Origin of the sequence: Streptomyces sp. 1331.2 (assembly GCF_900199205.1) — a bacterium.
Lineage (GTDB): Bacteria > Actinomycetota > Actinomycetes > Streptomycetales > Streptomycetaceae > Kitasatospora.
In genome coordinates this window covers 4,099,217-4,110,964 of record NZ_OBMJ01000001.1, presented here as the reverse complement: position 1 = coordinate 4,110,964, position 11,748 = coordinate 4,099,217, and the positions used below count along the sequence as shown (strand labels likewise).

General features: G+C 74.7%; 14 protein-coding genes. 8 read left to right on the top strand and 6 right to left on the bottom strand.

The genetic code is table 11. The annotated features are described in order from the left end of the window. Positions 1-36: 36 nt before the first annotated feature. From CRP52_RS17425 to CRP52_RS17415, 4 genes are all read left to right on the top strand, one after another. The gene (locus CRP52_RS17425) at positions 37-792 is read left to right on the top strand and encodes a VC0807 family protein (RefSeq protein WP_257032540.1); all 756 of its coding nucleotides are present in this window, start codon (positions 37-39) and stop codon (positions 790-792) included. Between the two features lie 106 nt (positions 793-898). Beyond that, complete coding sequence (locus tag CRP52_RS39620) at positions 899-1,288, top strand: tyrosine-protein phosphatase (protein ID WP_257032539.1); 390 nt, start codon at positions 899-901, stop codon at positions 1,286-1,288. Next, positions 1,204-1,641 (top strand): tyrosine-protein phosphatase, encoded by a 438-nt coding sequence (locus tag CRP52_RS39615; protein ID WP_257032538.1) that lies wholly within the window; start codon positions 1,204-1,206, stop codon positions 1,639-1,641. The genes CRP52_RS39620 and CRP52_RS39615 overlap by 85 nt, the downstream gene beginning before the upstream one ends. An 83-nt stretch (positions 1,642-1,724) precedes the next feature. After that, entirely contained in the window at positions 1,725-2,486 is a 762-nt protein-coding gene (locus CRP52_RS17415) for a Clp protease N-terminal domain-containing protein (protein ID WP_097237256.1), read from the top strand. A gap of 55 nt (positions 2,487-2,541) precedes the next feature. Here the strand turns inward: CRP52_RS17415 and CRP52_RS17410 are convergent, their stop codons facing one another. The 5 genes from CRP52_RS17410 to CRP52_RS17390 form a co-directional block, all read right to left on the bottom strand. Further along, positions 2,542-3,033, bottom strand: coding sequence for an NUDIX domain-containing protein (locus CRP52_RS17410; RefSeq protein WP_097237255.1), 492 nt, complete (start codon positions 3,031-3,033; stop codon positions 2,542-2,544). A gap of 88 nt (positions 3,034-3,121) precedes the next feature. Beyond that, entirely contained in the window at positions 3,122-4,375 is a 1,254-nt protein-coding gene (locus CRP52_RS17405; protein WP_097237254.1) for a serine hydrolase domain-containing protein, read from the bottom strand. Between the two features lie 226 nt (positions 4,376-4,601). After that, a complete protein-coding gene (locus CRP52_RS17400; protein WP_097237253.1) occupies positions 4,602-4,874 on the bottom strand; it encodes a hypothetical protein in 273 nt (90 codons plus the stop codon). Between the two features lie 150 nt (positions 4,875-5,024). After that, positions 5,025-5,291 carry a UBP-type zinc finger domain-containing protein gene (locus tag CRP52_RS17395; RefSeq protein WP_097237252.1) on the bottom strand — a complete coding sequence of 89 codons (267 nt, stop codon included), beginning with the start codon at positions 5,289-5,291 and terminating at the stop codon, positions 5,025-5,027. 57 nt (positions 5,292-5,348) lie between these two features. Continuing rightward, the gene (locus CRP52_RS17390) at positions 5,349-6,260 is read right to left on the bottom strand and encodes a helix-turn-helix transcriptional regulator (protein ID WP_097237251.1); all 912 of its coding nucleotides are present in this window, start codon (positions 6,258-6,260) and stop codon (positions 5,349-5,351) included. Between the two features lie 236 nt (positions 6,261-6,496). On the opposite strand from CRP52_RS17390, the gene CRP52_RS17385 reads away from it, so the two are divergent. Both CRP52_RS17385 and CRP52_RS17380 read left to right on the top strand, forming a co-directional pair. Then, entirely contained in the window at positions 6,497-7,258 is a 762-nt protein-coding gene (locus CRP52_RS17385) for an SDR family oxidoreductase (RefSeq protein WP_097240141.1), read from the top strand. 58 nt (positions 7,259-7,316) lie between these two features. Further along, complete coding sequence (locus tag CRP52_RS17380) at positions 7,317-9,944, top strand: lysylphosphatidylglycerol synthase transmembrane domain-containing protein (protein ID WP_097237250.1); 2,628 nt, start codon at positions 7,317-7,319, stop codon at positions 9,942-9,944. 32 nt (positions 9,945-9,976) lie between these two features. Here CRP52_RS17380 and CRP52_RS17375 read toward each other — a convergent pair whose 3' ends face one another. Next, on the bottom strand, positions 9,977-10,186 hold the full coding sequence (locus tag CRP52_RS17375) for a hypothetical protein (RefSeq protein ID WP_097237249.1): 210 nt from the start codon (positions 10,184-10,186) through the stop codon (positions 9,977-9,979). 291 nt (positions 10,187-10,477) lie between these two features. On the opposite strand from CRP52_RS17375, the gene CRP52_RS17370 reads away from it, so the two are divergent. Beyond that, positions 10,478-11,122: a class I SAM-dependent methyltransferase gene (locus CRP52_RS17370; RefSeq protein WP_097237248.1), complete on the top strand. Its 645-nt coding sequence runs from the start codon at positions 10,478-10,480 to the stop codon at positions 11,120-11,122. Further along, positions 11,119-11,697, top strand: coding sequence for a TrmH family RNA methyltransferase (locus CRP52_RS17365; protein WP_097237247.1), 579 nt, complete (start codon positions 11,119-11,121; stop codon positions 11,695-11,697). The genes CRP52_RS17370 and CRP52_RS17365 overlap by 4 nt, the downstream gene beginning before the upstream one ends. Positions 11,698-11,748: the final 51 nt, after the last annotated feature.

Below are 11,748 nucleotides of genomic sequence, written 5' to 3'. Positions count from 1 at the left end.
AGGAGCCCGCGGCCACCAGCCGGGGAGGAACCCACCGTGAGCCAGACCGTCAGCGCCGCCGCCGTCACCGCCACCGCCGTCGCTCCCGTCACCGCTCCCGCGAAGGCCGCCGGCGCCGCCGCCCACGCCAAGTCCCCCAACCCGCTGGCCTCCGGTCTGCGCCCGCTGGCCCTGGACGTGGCCGCCCCGCTGGTCGGCTACTACCTGCTGCACTCGGCCTTCGGCCTGAGCGAGTTCGCCGCGCTGGCCTGGAGCAGCGCCTTCCCGGCCGGCCGGACCGTCCTCGGCCTGCTGCGCGAGCGCACGCTCAACCTGTGGGCCGCGCTGATGCTGACCGTCAACCTGGCGGGCCTGGCGCTGACCTTCGTCACCGGCGACGCCCGGCTGATGATCGCCAAGGACGGCGGGCTGAGCGGCACCGTCGCGATCGCGATCCTGGCCTCCGCACTGATCGGCCGTCCGGTGATGAGCCCGATGCTGATGCCCTTCGTCACCAAGGGCAAGCGGGACCGCGCCGCCGCCTGGCAGCGGCTGGCCGAGGGCCGAGCGGCGGGCTCGCGGGCCTTCCGCCGCCACGAGCGGATGTTCTCGGCGATCTGGGGCACCGCGCTGCTGACCGAGTGCGTGGCCCGGGTGGTCGGCGCCTTCACCCTGCCGGTCGCGACGATGGCCTGGCTGTCCACGGTCTTCCTGGTCGGCGCGATCGTGGCCGGTTCGATGCTCGGCCGGATCGCCGTCGAGCCGATGGAGAAGCTGGTCGGCGCCGAGGCCGAGGGCCCGACCGCCGCCTGAACACCGGTGGTCCACGGGTCGAACGGCCAGGAACCATCCCGATGCCCCGGGAGTCCTTACATAACGAGGGGGTAACGGGACTCCCTGCGAGGAAACGGGGAGCCCCATGAACCGGACGACGGACACGCTGACCGCCACCGAGGACCGCACGCTCGTCTGGGACGGCTGTCTCAACGTCCGCGACCTGGGCGGACTGCCCACCGCCTACGGCCGCCCCACCGCCCGCGGCGCGATAGTCCGGGCGGACAACCTGGACCGCCTCACCGCCGAGGGCTGGGACGCCCTCCTCGACCACGGCGTCCGCACCGTGGTCGACCTGCGCAACGCCGAGGAGTACAAGCCGCTCCTCCCGCTCCCCGAGGGCGTCGACCTGATCCGCGTCCCGCTGGACGAACTCGCCGGCCCCGCCTGGTGGGAGGCCCACGGCCACCTGGACGGCACCCCCTGGCGCTCCGCCCGTACCTGGACCACTGCCCGCACGCCGCCGCCGCGCTGATCGCCGCGATCGCCGGCGCCCGCCCCGGCGCAGTGGTGGTGCACTGCGGCGCCGGCCGTGACCGCACCGGCCTGGCCGCCCTGCTGCTGCTCGCCCTGGCCGGGGCCGACCGCGCCACGATCGCCGAGGACTACCTGCTGAGCGGCCCCAACGTCCGCCCGCTGTACGGGATGCTCGGCCTGCCGGACCCGTACCGCCGGATCGACGCGGTGCTCGCCGAGGCCGGGACCACCGCCGAGGCCGCCCTGGCCGCCGCGCTCGACGGGCTCGACCCGGTCGGCTACCTGCTCGGGGCCGGCGTGACGCCCGCCGTGATCACCGCCGTCCGGGACCGGCTGCTGACCGCCGCGTAGGACGGACCGGGCGCAGGAGCCCTCGAAGATCCACCGTCAACCGATGGTTGACGCCCCCCGGGGCGACAACCTACGGTTGACGCATGGAGAATCCCGTTGTTCCCAACAGCACTCCGCTGCGCCTCGACGACCTGATCGCGGCCATCAAGAAGGTCCACGCCGACGCGCTGGACCAGCTCTCCGACGCGGTCATCGCCGCCGACCACCTCGGCGACCTCGCCGACCACCTCATCGGCCACTTCGTCGACCAGGCCCGCCGCTCCGGCGCCTCCTGGACCGACATCGGCCGCAGCATGGGCGTCAGCAAGCAGGCCGCCCAGAAACGCTTCGTCCCCAAGGACCCGGGCACCCCGAACGACCTCGACCCCAGCCAGGGCTTCAGCCGGTTCACGCCCCGGGCCCGCAAGGTCGTGGTGGCCTCGCAGGAGGAGGCCCGCAAGGCGGGCAACGCCGAGATCAGCGCCCAACACATCCTGCTCGGCCTGCTCGCCGAGCCGGAGGGCATCGCGGTCAAGGCGCTCGCCGCCCAGGGCGTCACCCCGCACGCCGTCCGGACGGCGACCACCGCCGTCCTGCCGGCCGCCGTGGAGCAGACGCTGCCCGCGATGATCCCGTACGACGGGCTGGGCAAGAAGGTGCTGGAGCTGTCCTTCCGCGAGGCGCTCAAGCTCGGGCACAACTACGTCGGCACCGAACACATCCTGCTCGCCCTGCTGGAGCAGGAGCACGGCGAGGGCGTGCTCGCCGGGCTGAAGGTCGACAAGGCCGAGGCGGAGACCTTCATCTCGGAGGCCATCGCCGCCATCATCGCCGCCCGGAACACGGAGTCCGACCCGCAGCAGTGAAACCAGGCCGCCGTGCCCCGGGCGGAACTCCCGCCCGGGGCACGGCAGTCGGCCGCTAGAAGCCCGACACGTGGGTGGTGACGATCCGGACCCGGCCGTCCTCCGCCGCCTCCAGCGCCGCCCGCAGCCGGGCCGAACGGGCCGGGCCCAGCAGCTCCAGCGCCTCCTCGACGGGGGCCCAGCGGTAGTCGTCCAGCTCGCCGGCCGGGACGGTCACGGGGGTGCCGTCCGGGACGGTGCCGAAGTCGAACATGAAGTGCTCGGCCGGGTGGTCGAGTTCGCCCGACGGGTGGGTCCAGGAGATCGCCAGCAGCGCGCCGGCCGTGCCGACGAGACCGGTCTCCTCCGTCAACTCCCGTGCGGCGCACTCCACCGGGCCCTCGCCGAGGTCGATCGTGCCGCCCGGGAACTGCCAGTGCTCGCGGTACCCGGCCTTCACGATCAGCACCCGGCCGGACTCGTCCCGCAGCAGGCAGCCCGACGCCGCGTAGATCCTCGGCAGCGACGCCAACCATTCCTCGCGGGACTTCAAGGGCTCAGCCGTCACTGCGGTCCTCCTGGAGCAGGGTGGGGTTCGGTGGCCCCCACTCTGCCACCGCCGGCCCGGACCCGGCGCAGGCCACCGGCGGCCCGGCTCACCGCGCCCCGTACACCTGCCCGGAGCCGAAGGCGGTGGTCACCGTCTTCCACAGGGTGGGGAACTCCTCGCCGGAGATGCCGGTCGGGTTGAGCCCGACGACCAGGGTGCGGGACAGGTCGCGGGTGGCGAAGACGGCGCTGCTGTAGCCCGGCCGGGCACCGGTCTTGCCCCACACCTCGGTGCCGTTCGGCAGCACGGAGCGCAGCAGGCCGCCGGCGCTGAAGCAGGCGTGGCCGGTGGTCGGGCCGATGTCGCAGCTCCTGTTGTGGTCGTTCGGCAGGTCCGGGACGGCGAACACCTCGGCCTGCTGGGCGGGCGGCAGCAGCCGGCCGCGGAACAGGGCGTCGAAGAAGCGCTCCAGGTCGGCGGCGGAGGAGATCATGCCGCCCTCGGCCCACGGGTACGGGCTCTGCTCGGTGACGTCCACCCGGCCGGTGCTGCCGTCGGCGGCGCGGACGTCCACGTAGCCGTGCGCGTGCGGGCCGCGGATGGTCAGGTCGTCGGCGGCCGGGACGTAGGTGGCGTGCAGGCCGAGCGGGCCGGTGATCCGCCGGCGCACCTGGTCGGCGAAGGTGTCGCCGGTGACCTTCTCGATCACCATGGCGGCTACGAAGTAGTTGTTGCCGTTGTACTGCTGCGCGGTGCCGGGCGCGAAGCCCATCGGCTGGGTGAGCATGTCGGCGACGACCTGCTCGGGGCTGAAGTACTGCGCCTTGTGCGCGGCGAACCACGCGGTGCTGCCGTCCCCCGAGGTCATCCCGCCGCCGCCGGGCAGGCCGCTGGTGTGGTCCAGCAACTCCCGTACGGTGACCGGCGGGTAGCCGGCCGGCAGCAGCCCGGGCAGGTACTGCTGGACGGTGCCGTCCAGCTCGACCCTGCCCTCGGCGACGAGCTGCAGCATCACGGTCGCGGTGAAGACCTTGGAAATGCTGCCGATCCGGAACCGGCCGTTCGCCGGGACGTCCTCGCCGGAGGTGCCGCGCCAGCGCGCGCCCGGGCCGTCGACCCGGACCAGTGCGCCGGTGATGTCGGCGGGCAGGGTGTCGATGGTCTTCGCCAGCGCCGCCCGGTCCAGCGGGCCGGGCCGGGTGGTGGCGGCGGGGCTGCCCGTGGTGGCGGCGGTTCCGGTGCCGGCCTGCGGCGCATCGGCGGCCAGGGCCGGGGCCGCGCCGCCGACCGCGACGGCGGCGAGCAGCGCGCCGGCTGCCGCGAGCGTGGACCAACGACGGCTGCGCGTAAGGGTGTTCATGCGGCTTCTCTCCAACGGCGGTACTGACGGGAGAGAGTCTTCGGGAGTACGGTCCACCGCGGCATCCGGGAAGCCCCCGTAGGGGCCCGGAGATCGACCCCGAGCAACCCCGAGAACACCCGTGACCACACGTCAGGGGCGGGCACCCGCAGTTCGGTGCCCGCCCCCGGGGAGACGGCGCGGTGGACGGCCGCCCGGCGACAGCCGATCCGCCCGGTGGGGCCGCTCAGTGGGCGGAGTGCTTCTCCGCGCCGCGGTGCCGGTGCCCCTTGAGCTCGGCGTGCTGGGACGGTGCGGCGTGCAGCGCGGTGGTCGGCGCGTCGCGCCCGCCGTGCCGGAACGCCTCGCCCGCGCCGTACCCGGCCGCGGCGGAGGACGCCGTCGCGAAGCGCAGCTTCGGCCCGACCCGGGTCGGCGGGCTCGCCATGCCCCGGCGTTCCAGCAGCTCCTGGGTGCCCTGGCGGAGCTGGGCGGTACTGCCCGGTGTTCGCTTGGTCATCGTCGGCCTCCCTTCGGCGGCCGTCCGCCGACGGATGTCGGCCGGAGGGGCCGCACGGGCGTCATGTCCGGATTTTACCGGGATTGCGCCCCCGTGCCACAGCGCGGAGACCGGCTCCGGGGCCGCCGGACAGGCCCTGGCGGCTGCCGCTCAGCCCATGACCTCGTGGACGAAGCACCAGCGCCAGTCCTCCCCCGGCTCGTACGAGCGGATCACCGGGTGGGAGGTGTTGTGGAAGTGCGCGGTGGCGTGCCGCTGCGGCGAGAAGTCGCAGCAGCCGATGTGGCCGCAGTCCAGGCAGATCCGCAGGTGCACCCAGTCCCGGCGGCCCTGCGCCAGGCAGTCGGCGCAGCCGTCGGGAGGCGGAAGGGGCTCGATGTCCTGAGGGGCCAGAGCGAGGTCTTCGCAGGCACTCATGTCTGAAAGGCTATGCCGCCGCTGCCCCGCTCGCCCGCTCAGACCGCGCGGCGCCGCTCACGGCGCCTCCGGGGCTCCCGAGGCTTCCGCAGCCGCCTCGGGGGCCGCCCCCGGAGCCGTCCAACTCCCCAGCAGCGCCAGCTTCTGGGCCGTGGGCGAGCCCACCGGGGCGGTGTAGACGACCAGCAGCTGGTCCGGCGAGCCGTTGACGGCCAGGGTCTCGTAGCCGAGGTCGAGGTCGCCGACCAGCGGGTGCCGGACCTGCTTGGCCCCGTGGGTCTTCTCCCGCACCAGGTGGTCCGCCCAGAGCCGGCCGAACTCCTCGCTGCGCAGTGACAGTTCGCCCACCAGGGCGCCCAGCTCCGGATCTTCCGGGTGCAGCCCGGCGTCCCGGCGCAGATAGGAGACGGTCTCCGCGGCGACCGCGTCCCACTGCCGGTAGAACTCCCGGGCCGCCGGGTCCAGGAAGGCGTGCCGGGCCTGGTTGGGCAGGCCCTCCGGGCCGGCCGCGCGGCGCGCGGAGAAACCGTTCACCGCGTCGCCCAGCGCGTTCCAGGCCAGGACGTCCATCCGGCGGCCCAGCACGAAGGCCGGCACCCCGGTCATCAGGTCCAGCAGCAGCCGCGTCCCCGGGCGGACCGGCTGCCCGCCCCGGCCCCGGCCCCGCCCCTGCGCCCGGGCACCGGCGGCCGGCTCCTTCGGCGGACGGACCAGCGACCGCAGGTGCGCCGCCTCCACCTCGTCCAGCCGCAGCACCCGGGCCACCGCCGTCAGCACCGCGTCCGAGGCGCTGCCGCCCCGGCCCTGCTCCAGCCGGACGTAGTAGTCCACGCTGACGCCCGCGAGCTGCGCCACCTCCTCCCGGCGCAGGCCCTGCACCCGGCGGCGCCCGTGCGAGGGCAGGCCCACCTCCTCCGGCAGGATCCGGGCCCGACGCGAACGGAGGAAGTCCCCCAGGGTGTTCTCCATGCCCGGCAGGTTAACCGCGGGCCGGCCGTCCCAGGGTGGTACTGCCGTTCCCAGGAAACGCCGTCCCAGGATCGTCGTTCCCGGGAACGGCACAGCCCTGGGTCGGCGGTCGCGGACCGCGCACAGTGGTCGACGTCAGCCCGACCGGTCCGAACGGTCCGAGCCGTCCGACCGGTCCGAATCGTCCGACCGGTCCCGTCCGTCCCGACCCGGAACCCTGGAACCTGGAGCCCCCGATGAGCTACCCCGACCTCGCCACCCGCACCGCCGTCGTGACCGGAGCCGCCAGCGGCATGGGCGCCGCCACCGCCCGCGCCCTCGCCGCCCACGGCGCCCGGGTCGCCCTGCTCGCCCGCCGCACCGACCGGCTGGACGCCCTCGCCGCCGAGATCGCCGCCACCGGCGGGCAGGCACTGCCCGTCACCGCCGACATCACCGACCAGGCCTCCGTGGACGCCGCCGCGAAGACCGTCCACGACGCCTACGGCCGGGTCGACCTGGTGGTCAACAACGCCGGGGTGATGCTGCCCAACCCGCTCGCCGACGGCCGGATCGACGAGTGGACCCGCATGGTCGACACCAACCTCACCGGCGCACTGCGGATCGTGCGCGCCTTCACCGCCGACCTCACCTCGGCCGCCGCCGACGGCCGCACCGCCGACCTGGTCAACGTCTCCTCCATCGCCTCGCACGTCGTCTTCCCCGACTACGCCGTGTACGGCGCCACCAAGGCCGCGCTCACCCAGCTCTCCGCCGCCCTGCGCAGCGAACTGGGCCCGCGCGACGTCCGGGTCAGCGCGATCGAGCCCGGCCTGACCGACACCGAACTCGGCGAGCACATCGACAACCCGGTGCTGCGCGACCAGCTCGGCGGCATGTTCACCGCCATCCCGGCCCTCGGCGCCGAGGACGTCGCCGACCTGGTCGCGTACACCGTCAGCCGCCCCCGGCACGTCAACCTGCGCCACCTCGTCGTCCTCCCGACCCGCCAGGCGTAGGGCCTGTCCTCAAGCGCCCGACCCCCTGCCCGCGGGGTGGCATGGGAGCATGCCACCCGTGGCGATCGTGACGGGGAGAACGAGCGGCGACACCGACGGTGGCGACACCGGCGGTGTGCCCGCGCAGCGGGTGGGCGACGCGGGGGTGCCGGACAGCAGGGCAGCGGGCAGTGGCGGGCCGGGCGACACCGCCGGGATGCCGCCCCAGGCCCAGACCCAGGCCCAGACCCAGGCCCGGACCCAGGCCCGGACCCAGGCACCGGCCGGGCCCGGCCGGTTCCGGGCACGCCCGGTGCCCGCCGCCGGCCGGCTCCGGCAGCCCGTCGCCCTGATCCGGCTGCTCGGCGGCCTGTTCACCATCGCCCTCACCCTCCTGCTCGCCGACTACGCCCGGGCCACCACCAGCGGCATCGCCGCCGACGTCGCCGAGGCCGCCGCCCTGGTGCCGCGGCCGCTGGCGAGCCTCGCCGGAGGCCTCACCACCGCCGCCGTCCTGCTGCTGCCGGTCGCCCTCGCCGTGCGCCGCCTGCTCGGCCCCGACCGGCGACGCGCCCTCCAACAGGTCTCCGACGGGCTGCTCGCCGCCGTCCTCGCGTACGGGGCCACCCTCGGCGTCGACCTGTGGGCCGACAACCTCGCCCCCGGCTCGCTGCTCACCGCGCTCACCCAGCCCGTACCGGGCGACGTCCTCGGGCACACCGAGCCCGTCTACGGCTACCTCGCCCCCGTCCTCGCCTTCATGACCGCCTCCGGCAGCCGCGAACGCCGGCTGCCCTGGGCCGTCCTCGCGCTCTACGGCCTCGCCGGACTGGCCGGCGGCTTCGCCACCCCCACCGCACTGCTGCTCGGCCTGCTGCTCGGCTGGACCGGCGCCCACGGCACCCTGTACGCGGTCGGCACCCCCGACCCCTGCCCCCGACCCGGCGAGATCCTGCGCGCCCTGCGCGACAGCGGCCTGCGCCCCGTCGAGGCGCAGGCCGCCGGGCCCGAGCGCTACCGGGTCCGGCAGGCCGACGACCTCCCCGACCTGGACGTCCAACTGCTCGACCGGCAGGCCGTCACCGCCGCCGCGGTCCAGCGCGCCTGGCGCCGGCTGCGCCTGCGCACCGCCCCCGACCCCCGCGTCCTGCGCTCCCCGCGCACCGGGCTGGAACACGAGGCCCTGGTCACGTACGCGGCCCTGGCCGCCGGCGTCCGCACCCGCCGGATCGCCGCCACCGCCGGCGTCGGCCACGACACCGCCCTCATCGCGTACGAGCAGCTGGCCGGCCGCACCCTCGACCGGCTCGCCGACGAGGAGGTCACCGACGAACTGCTCACCGACGCGTGGCGCCAGCTCGCCCTCCTGCAGCGCCGCGAGATCGCCCACCGGGCCCTCGTCCCCTCCTCCCTGCTGATCGACGACTCGGGCGCGGTGCACCTGGTCGACTTCGCCGACGGCGACATCGCCGCCACCGAACTCGTCCTGCGCTGCGACATCGCCCAACTCCTCACCACCCTCGCCCTGCGCACCGGCGCCGCCCGCTCCGTCCGCACCGCCACCGCCGTCCTCGGCCCCGACCCCATCGGCGCCGCCCTCCCCCTCCTCCAACCCATCGCCCTCACCCACACCACCCGCCGCGCCCTCAGACTCCACGCCGAACCCGGCCGCACCACCCCCGACGCCCCCTCCCCCGGCGGGCTGCTGGAGGAGATCCGGGCCGAGGTGCTGCGGGCACGGCCGCAGGTGGTGGGGCGGCCGGTCCGGCTGGAGCGGCTGCGGCCGCGGACCCTGCTGGCCGTCGTGGGCGGGGTGGTGGCCGGGTGGCTGCTGATCCCGCAGTTGTTCGCGGCGGAGGACAATCCGGTCTCCGCCCTGGCGGACGCCGATCCGTGGTGGCTGCTGCTGGCGCTGGCCACCGCGGCGGCGAGCCACGTCGCGGCGGCGATGGGCTTCGTCGGCTTCGTGCCGGAGCGGTTGGACTTCCGCAACGCGGTGCTGGCGCAGGTGGCCGGATCGTTCGTGAAGCTGGTGTCGCCGGGCGGGGTCGGCGGGGTCGCGCTGAACACCCGCCTGTTGCAGCGGGCCGGGATCCCGACGGCGCAGGCGCTGTCCAGCGTCGGGGTCGGGACGATGATCGGTCTGGTGCTGCACCTGTTGCAGCTGGGGGCGTTCGTCTACCTGCTGGACATGCAGCCGGGTGGTTCCGAGCTGGACGCGCTGCCCGCCGTGGTGGGCGGGCTGGCGGGGGCGGCGGCGCTGCTGGCGGTGGTGTGGTCGGTCCCGGTGGCCCGGCGGTGGCTGGCGGCCCGGCTGCGGCCGTTGACGACCGAGGTGCTGCCGCGGCTGCTGGACCTGCTGCGCAGTCCGACCCGGCTGGCGGTGGGGGTGACGGGGCAGTTGCTGGTGTCGCTCTGCCTGATCGCCTGCCTGTACTGCTGTGCCCGGGCGATCGGCCGGGAGCCGTCCTTCGCCTCGGTCGCGGTGGTGTTCCTGGTGGGCAACGCGGCGGGCAGTGCGGCGCCGACCCCGGGCGGGGCCGGTGCGGTGGACGGGGCGCTGATCACGCTGCTGCAGCAGACCGCGTCGATGGAGAAGGGCGGTGCGCTGGCGGCGGTGGCGCTGTTCCGCCTGCTGACGCTGATCCTGCCGGTGCTGCCGGGCTGGGCGGCGCTGACCTGGCTGCAACGCCGTCGAGCGCTGTAGGCAGCGGCACCGCGTCCCCGCGGCGGCCCGGGCTACTGCTCCCGGTACTCGTCCTCGTCCAGCTGGACCACGCGGGTCTGCTCGGCGACGTCCGCGACGTCGGTGGCCGGGTCGGCGCCGAGGGCGCGGCGCTCGGCGACCTCGTCGTACTCGTCGTACTCGTCGGCCTCGGGCGTTTCCTCGCCGGGCTCGACGGTCTCGACGACCTCGTCGATCAGGTATTCCTCGTGATCCTGCGGCATGGCATCCGTCCTCACTGTTCGGAGGCTCCCACGGGCCCGGGTGGCGGTACTGCTGGCGGTACTGGCAGTATCCGCCGCCCGGCGTCCGGGCGCGACGTGCCGGGGCCGCCCCGGCGTGTTGCCCGGCCCCACCAAGACCCCCGGCAGCGCCCGACCCGGAACGCCGCGCAGGCCACCGGGGGTACGATCGGTGCCGAACAAGGGGCTTGCCCACACCCACCCGGTGGCCCCGCGGCCCGTCCGAACGACGGCCCACGACGAACGACGACCCTTACGAACGACGGGGATTCCATGTCCGGCTCGCACTACTTCAGCGGTGCACCCGAGGTCGCCAGCGAGCGTCGGCCGATCACGGTCTCCCTGCCGGACGTCACGTTGGAACTGACCACCGACACCGGGGTGTTCTCCCGCGGCCGGCTCGACCCGGGCACTCGGATCCTCCTGGAGCACGCCCCGCAGCCGCGGGTGCGCGGGCCGATCCTGGACGTCGGCTGCGGCTACGGCCCGATCGCGCTCACCTGGGCGACCCGACGCAAGCGCCTGCCGGTCTGGGCGGTGGACGTCAACGAGCGCGCCCTGGAGCTGGTCCGGCTGAACGCGCAGGCACTGGGGCTGGGCAACGTCCAGGCGGCGCTGCCCGACGACGTCCCCGAGGACCTCCGGTTCGCGACGATCTACTCCAACCCGCCGATCCGGATCGGCAAGGCGGCGCTGCGCCGTCTGCTGACGCACTGGCTCGGCCGGCTGACCCCGGACGGTTCGGCGTTCCTCGTGGTGCAGAAGCACCTGGGCTCGGACTCGCTGCAGAAGTGGCTGAACGACCAGGGCTACCCGACGACCCGGGTCACGTCGGTCAACGGGTTCCGGATTCTGGAAGCACGGCCCCGTCCCGAGGCGGGCGAGGGCTCGGAGAATGGACGAGGTACGACGTCGTGAAGCAGCTGCGCGGGACCGAACTGAAGCGTCTGCACCGCTCGTGGCGGCGCAGCAACGAGTTCCGGCTCGCGATGATCCTGGAGAACCTGCAGTCGCCGTTCAACGTCGGCTCGGTGGTCCGGACCGGTGCGGCGATGGGCGCCGAGAAGCTGTACCTGACCGGGGACACCCCGTCGGTGCGCTCCTCCGGCGCGCAGAAGGCCGCGATGGGCACCGACAAGTACCTGAAGGTGGAGCACTTCCCGACCGTCGCCGAGGCGGTGGCGGCGGCCAAGGCCGACGGCTTCAAGGTGGTCGGCCTGGAGCTGGCGGACGAGGCGGTGCCGATGTTCGCCGCCGACCTGACCCCGGCGGTGGCCTTCGTGCTCGGCCACGAGGACCGCGGGATCACGCCCGAGGCGCTGGCGCTCTGCGACCAGGTGGTGTTCGTGCCGCAGTTGGGCCGGGTCGGCTCGCTGAACGTGTCGGCGGCCGCGACGGTGGCCTGCTACGAGGCGCGCCGCCAGGGGTACGCGATCAGCGGCACCCCGGACGGTGCCCTCGCCGACGGCGACTTCGGGGCCGACGAGGACTGACCCGGGTCGGTGCCCGTCGCCGGGGAGGGTGTGCCGAAAGGCCCACCCCTC

Bases quoted from the DNA above. Each gene is read 5' to 3' on its own strand.
- CRP52_RS39620 (WP_257032539.1), top strand. From the start codon at position 899: ATGAACCGGACGACGGACACGCTGACCGCCACCGAGGACCGCACGCTC.
- CRP52_RS17415 (WP_097237256.1), top strand. From the start codon at position 1,725: ATGGAGAATCCCGTTGTTCCCAACAGCACTCCGCTGCGCCTCGACGAC.
- CRP52_RS17405 (WP_097237254.1), bottom strand. From the start codon at position 4,375: ATGAACACCCTTACGCGCAGCCGTCGTTGGTCCACGCTCGCGGCAGCC.
- CRP52_RS17400 (WP_097237253.1), bottom strand. From the start codon at position 4,874: ATGACCAAGCGAACACCGGGCAGTACCGCCCAGCTCCGCCAGGGCACC.
- CRP52_RS17395 (WP_097237252.1), bottom strand. From the start codon at position 5,291: ATGAGTGCCTGCGAAGACCTCGCTCTGGCCCCTCAGGACATCGAGCCC.
- CRP52_RS17390 (WP_097237251.1), bottom strand. From the start codon at position 6,260: ATGGAGAACACCCTGGGGGACTTCCTCCGTTCGCGTCGGGCCCGGATC.
- CRP52_RS17385 (WP_097240141.1), top strand. From the start codon at position 6,497: ATGAGCTACCCCGACCTCGCCACCCGCACCGCCGTCGTGACCGGAGCC.
- CRP52_RS17375 (WP_097237249.1), bottom strand. From the start codon at position 10,186: ATGCCGCAGGATCACGAGGAATACCTGATCGACGAGGTCGTCGAGACC.
- CRP52_RS17370 (WP_097237248.1), top strand. From the start codon at position 10,478: ATGTCCGGCTCGCACTACTTCAGCGGTGCACCCGAGGTCGCCAGCGAG.